5 protein-coding genes are annotated in these 5103 nt (G+C 57.5%); 3 read left to right on the forward strand and 2 right to left on the reverse strand.

From position 1 onward, the window contains the following. On the forward strand, window positions 1-233 hold a 233-nt coding region (locus ASC96_RS33595), incomplete at its 5' end, for a hypothetical protein (protein ID WP_210171875.1). A 196-nt stretch (window positions 234-429) separates the two neighbouring features. Here the strand turns inward: ASC96_RS33595 and ASC96_RS24260 are convergent. Then, window positions 430-1410 (reverse strand): L,D-transpeptidase, encoded by a 981-nt coding sequence (locus ASC96_RS24260; protein ID WP_060505661.1) that lies wholly within the window; start codon window positions 1408-1410, stop codon window positions 430-432. Window positions 1411-2018: 608 nt separating this feature from the next. Then, window positions 2019-2390 carry a mechanosensitive ion channel domain-containing protein gene (locus tag ASC96_RS24265; protein ID WP_348270823.1) on the reverse strand — a complete coding sequence of 124 codons (372 nt, stop codon included), beginning with the start codon at window positions 2388-2390 and terminating at the stop codon, window positions 2019-2021. Window positions 2391-2609: 219 nt separating this feature from the next. On the opposite strand from ASC96_RS24265, the gene ASC96_RS32995 reads away from it, so the two are divergent. After that, entirely contained in the window at window positions 2610-2891 is a 282-nt protein-coding gene (locus tag ASC96_RS32995) for a hypothetical protein (RefSeq protein WP_156397718.1), read from the forward strand. A 240-nt stretch (window positions 2892-3131) separates the two neighbouring features. Further along, on the forward strand, window positions 3132-5103 hold a 1972-nt coding region (locus tag ASC96_RS24270), incomplete at its 3' end, for a FecR domain-containing protein (RefSeq protein ID WP_156397719.1).

Consider the following 5103-nt stretch of genomic DNA (forward strand, 5'->3'; position numbering starts at 1 on the left):
CTGCATCCTGCATCCGACTGCCTTCAATTGCCGCAACACAACAAACCTTTTCGCCAATGCTCATGCCGACAAAGGATCCGCGGACACAAAATCAATTCGTGGACGCCCTCCTAGATGATGTGATTTGGCTCGCGGACATGGAGGCGTTATGGACTCATTCTTCGAGAGGCTGCGTCCATACGCAGTTTTTCGTTCGTCAATCGCTGCCCATCGAACAAGCCTTGCAGATGTAACGTCAAGATTAGTACAATCAACTACAATAACGCCGATTTCATCAGGGGCTGTAAATACGCGCTCGTTCGAATATTACGCACGCTGACTGCAAGAAGTAGGCACCGTCAGTACCACTGCGTCAAGAGGAGGCCTAAACGGCTTCTCGTTCGGAGGTGTCGGCTGAGCGGTTTTCTTTGAATTCAATATTGGCGGGACCTAATCAACGAATTCGACTACGACACCGGGCTTGACCATACCTGCCAGTTCTTCGACGTCCCAATTCGCCAAGCGAACGCATCCATGCGAGCCGACCTTGCCGATCAGTTCCGGTTCCGGCGTGCCATGAATACCATATGTGGGCTCGGTCAGGTCGATCCAGACAGTGCCTACAGGACCATTCGGCCCGCTTGGCAGTTCAAGAATCGTCTTGTTGTCACCCTGCTGGAAATTGATTTTGGGATTATAGGTGTAGGTTGGCATACGCGACACACCCTTGACCTCGTGCTTACCCGTTGGTGAAGGTGAACCATCGCTGCCAATCGTTGCAGGATAGACTGTTAGCAACGATCCATCCTCTGCAAGCGCAAAGACCTGTGCGGTTTTCCGATGAACCAGGATCTGTTTTACCAACCCCGTGCCGTTGGCATTTGGGATCGCCACCGCCACCGTCTCACCGGGTTTGAAAGTTGCTGTCGGGTTCAGGGACTTGATTAGATCGATATGCATATGAAAGCGCTCGGCAAGCTTCTCGGCGACACTTGTATAACCGAGATGTTTCATTTTAGCTTGTTCGGCGTAATCCTTGGGAATATCTTTGACAATCTCGGCGCCGTCTTCCTCGCTGATCTCATAAGCTTGAACGGAGGGGACGTCGTCGACCAGGCGGGCGAGCACGTCCTGATCCAGCTTGCCGTCCACCGCCAAGCCTTGAAGCGCCTCGAATCCCGCAATGGCTTTTGTCAGATTGTCGCCGTAATACCCATCAATGACGCCTGGAGAAGACCCGGCGCGATCGAGAAGGACCTGAACGTGCACCACGGCCGGATCGGGCTCAATCTGTTGTTCGGTCGGTGGCTCGACCGGAAGCGACGCTACGACAGAACTGTTGATGGATTGTGCATCGATCGCAACCGCAAGTGCCGGGCTGCAGAGCGCCGATGCAGCGGTTAGTGACAGGCACCGAACAATTCTGAACATATTTTGCCTCGCTCGCATATGTGTGGTCGCCACGCCGCCCCACGACAGGGCGCTTAGGCCACCTAATGCCGGGGTCATATCCGCGAATAACGCTGCCTTCAGCAAACGGTTCCAGAGGGTTGTCCATCAAAGTGAAGAAATCACTTCCAGCCCATATTTCCCTCGATCAGGCCCCCACGAACGCGCAATGTGAAGCGCAACAGAAATCCCGACGTCCACCATTTAGGGCGCCGCTCGTTCATAGCCCGTGTAGGTTTCCTGAGGTGTGCCGTGTCCCGTGTTTTTGATGGTAACGGCCTCGATCACCTTTCTACCATCGACGCTGTCCAGGTCTTGTCCCCTTGACCATTTCGCCGATATCGGGCCGTTCGCCACTCCATGCACACGCCACTGATCGATGATGGCTTTGGCGTTCGCCGGAATGCACCGCGGCGTTGCTTGTCCGGGGCCTAATCACACACGCTAAACATATCTGCCATCATGTTCAGCTACATGGTAGGTAAGGGGCCCAGAGATTTCCTCTTCAGGTTTTGTGCTGCTACTGGTGGTGATACCTTTTCGGTAAGGCGCGGTTTGACGCGTTCAACAACGTCAAACCGCGTCTCGGTCTATTGCGCCGTCTCGGCCCAGTATTCGGCCTTGATCGTTACCTTTTCGCCGGCGACGTCGTCGATGACGACACGCGGGGGTGGATTTTTCTGTACACGCGGTCGGAGGAAATAATTTCCAGCAGTATTTGCTATACCAAATTGATATCCGCGTCGTTGCCAACAGCCACAGCGATTTTCCTGTCCGCGTTCGGGCTCACAGCTATGGTTGACGATAGACGTGTTCCGGAGTGTCGAGTTCGGCGCGAGTAAGTAGAGGCTATCTGTGTTTCGGAGCTTGGTCGCGAAAAGTCCAACCTCGATAACCTTGCCCTTCAGGGCAGATGTTTCAACGAAGTCGCCAAGCCGGAACGGGCGAAGTACCAACAGCATGATACCGCCCGCGATATTCTGAAGGGTTCCTTGCAGAGCCAAGCCTATCGCAAGACCCGCTGCACCTAAGGGCGGCGACGATTAAGGCGGTCTGCATTTTCAAAGCTGAAAGCTGATACGTCCCTTTAGGGGTCGATCGAACAGAATACGCCAGCGCAAGTTTAATCAGTGCGTGTGCAAGCGTATATTCACAGGCGATATCGGGAGACCATTGAAAACATGCGCAGGCTGCAGAATGATCCCCGCTTGCAAGCCATTGCCGGCGCTGTTGTCATCGGCGTTTCTCTATGGGCTTTGTCGCGATCGGCAGCAGATGATCACACCTCGGCGATTGATGAAGAGCTTGACGATGAAAGTACCGCAAGGGCTTGTGGCGTTGCTAAGTCGATAACGACAGATGGCACCGCGCTTTTTCGCTCACTGGCGGCCCAATGCGTTCGAGGTCAGCGCCCATACGTGCAGTTTCTGCAGCAGCGCCTCACGGCTTACCGAAGCAGCTGAGCCGAGCGGCCGTTCATCGATGATCAAATTTGAAATTAAAAATATTACTGAGTCACTTGTGGCTTCAACCAAACGTTCCTGGGTTGGCATCCCTTAAAGAGCATTCGGTTATTTGAGCTTAATGGCACAGCGGCAGAGGAGATTACCCCCTTATCCGCCGAACTCGTTGGCGAAGATTGACAACGTCTTGAATGCCCAACCATAGTCGCTCCGTCGGGTAGCGTTTTCTGCGGTGATGGGATGAAGGTACGGGCGGTCGCTCTGGCGGCACTGGGGAGCATGGCGTCGTTTGCCGGATCCGCGTGGGCGGATGTTCTGGCGCGCCCATCCGCTGCTGAAGGCTCCGTCATTTCCCGCAAATCCGGGGAAGAGGCCCGTTTCGTCGAGATGAACAATTGGCGTGGTGTCGAAGTCGACCAGGCGCTTCTGGCCGGCGACACGTTGCGCACCAATGCCAAAGGGCGTCTTGCCATTCTTTTCGCCGATGACACACAGGTGCGCATGGGGCGAAATACCACGCTTGTCGTCCGCTCCATCAACACCAGCGCCGATAGCCAGCTTGAACTGCAGGGCGGCACGATATGGGCACGCGCAAAACGCGGCGGCACCGGTATTGCCGTAGACACCCCGGCCGCAGCCACTGCGATCCGCGGCACGGACTGGACGCTAACCGTCGAGGGCGGCCAGACAACGCTATCCGTGTTCGAGGGCTCCGTATCGCTTTCCAATCCGCAAGGCTCGGTCACGGTGGCGAAAGGAGAGGGCGCGACTGTCTCGATCGGGCAGGCGCCTCGCAAATATACGCTGGTCAACCTGGAGGAGCGGGAACAAATCCTTCTCTACAGCGAGCTGCGTGGGATTTTTTCAGGCCTTTCGGTGAGCAACTTGAAGCCGGCTGAGCTGCGGGCGGAGCGTGCGCGTATCCTCGCCTTGAACGAGGCTGCGCTTAGCACGGAAGAACATCTGCTGCTGGCGGAAGCAGCACTCGAATATGATGGCTTTGCGGCCGCAAAGGCCGCGATCGCCGCCTTGCCCCGCCCCCTGCCCAGCGCGTTTGAAGCGCGTGCAAAGCTGGTGGAAGCGATGATTGCCGGCAACGATCTGCACTATGACGATGCAGCCCGCCTCTTTCGTGCGGCCATGCCCGGCCTGGGGCGCGATCGTCGCGCAGCGGCAGCCTATGGCCTCTGGTTTGCCGAAACCCTTGCCGATCCTGACCGACGGACGCCCGCGCCAGGAGCAAGCAATTATGATGACACCCCTGTCGGCGTGCTGGCCCGGGCCTCCGTTTTCGCCAATGATCGGGGAACCGCCGCGGCGATCGATTTCCTGAAGGCCGCCGAAAAACGTTTTCCGGATGACGCCCGCCTGCCGGCGGCCCGAGCCGACCTCGCCTTCGAACTCGACCGTAGAGATGAGGTTCGCGAAGCCTTGGCACGCGCGCTGGCCATTGATCCCGACAGCCCGGCAGCGCTTTTGACCAGCGCCCGTTTTCGAACCGCCATCAACAGCGACCTCGACGGCGCGCTCGCGGAGCTGGAGCGGGCGGTGAAGGTAGCGCCCGGCGCGGATGCCGTCTGGAATGAAATCGGCATCGTCCAGAGCGATCGCAACGCGATTGTCGAGGCTGACGATGCCCACCGGCGCGCGATCGAGCTCAACCCTCAGAACGCGGCGCTCTATGCCAATTACGCCCGCTTCCTGATGGATAACGAGCAGCTAAAAGCGGCGAAATCCGCACTCGACATCGCCGAGAGGCTGGATGCCAAATCCTATGCCGTATTGGCGGCCAAGGGTCGGTATCTGCTGCGCATGGGCAAGACCGACGAAGGCGAGCGCGCCCTGCTGGAAGCCTCCGCGATCAACCCGACCTATGGTGACAGCCTGATCGGGCTTGCGATCGCCGCCTACCAGAATGGCAACGAGGAAGAGGCAATCCAGGCGCTCGATAACGCCGACCGTTATGAAGACGAAAATCCCTCGATCCCGTTGATCCGCTCCGGGATCGCCCTTGACCAGTTCCGGGCCGATGAAGCGATAGAGCAGGCGCGCGAAGCCCTGAGACGCCGGCAGGCTCGTGGCGGGTATTACAACGGCTACGATGCCAACCGCCAGGCAAGCTCCTTCCTCGGTGTCACACTCGACAATCTCGGCCTCGTGATCAATGAAATGGTCAAGAATGGCGAGCTTTCGGCTCCGGTCGTAATCGGCC

The sequence above is a fragment of the Rhizobium sp. Root1204 genome (genome assembly GCF_001424965.1).
Lineage (GTDB): Bacteria > Pseudomonadota > Alphaproteobacteria > Rhizobiales > Rhizobiaceae > Pararhizobium.

What these genes read in the sequence shown, in the direction of transcription:
- ASC96_RS32995 (WP_156397718.1), top strand. Translation starts at nt 2,610, where the DNA reads ATGCGCAGGCTGCAGAATGATCCCCGCTTGCAAGCCATTGCCGGCGCT.
- ASC96_RS24260 (WP_060505661.1), bottom strand. Translation starts at nt 1,410, where the DNA reads ATGTTCAGAATTGTTCGGTGCCTGTCACTAACCGCTGCATCGGCGCTC.
- ASC96_RS24265 (WP_348270823.1), bottom strand. Translation starts at nt 2,390, where the DNA reads ATGCTGTTGGTACTTCGCCCGTTCCGGCTTGGCGACTTCGTTGAAACA.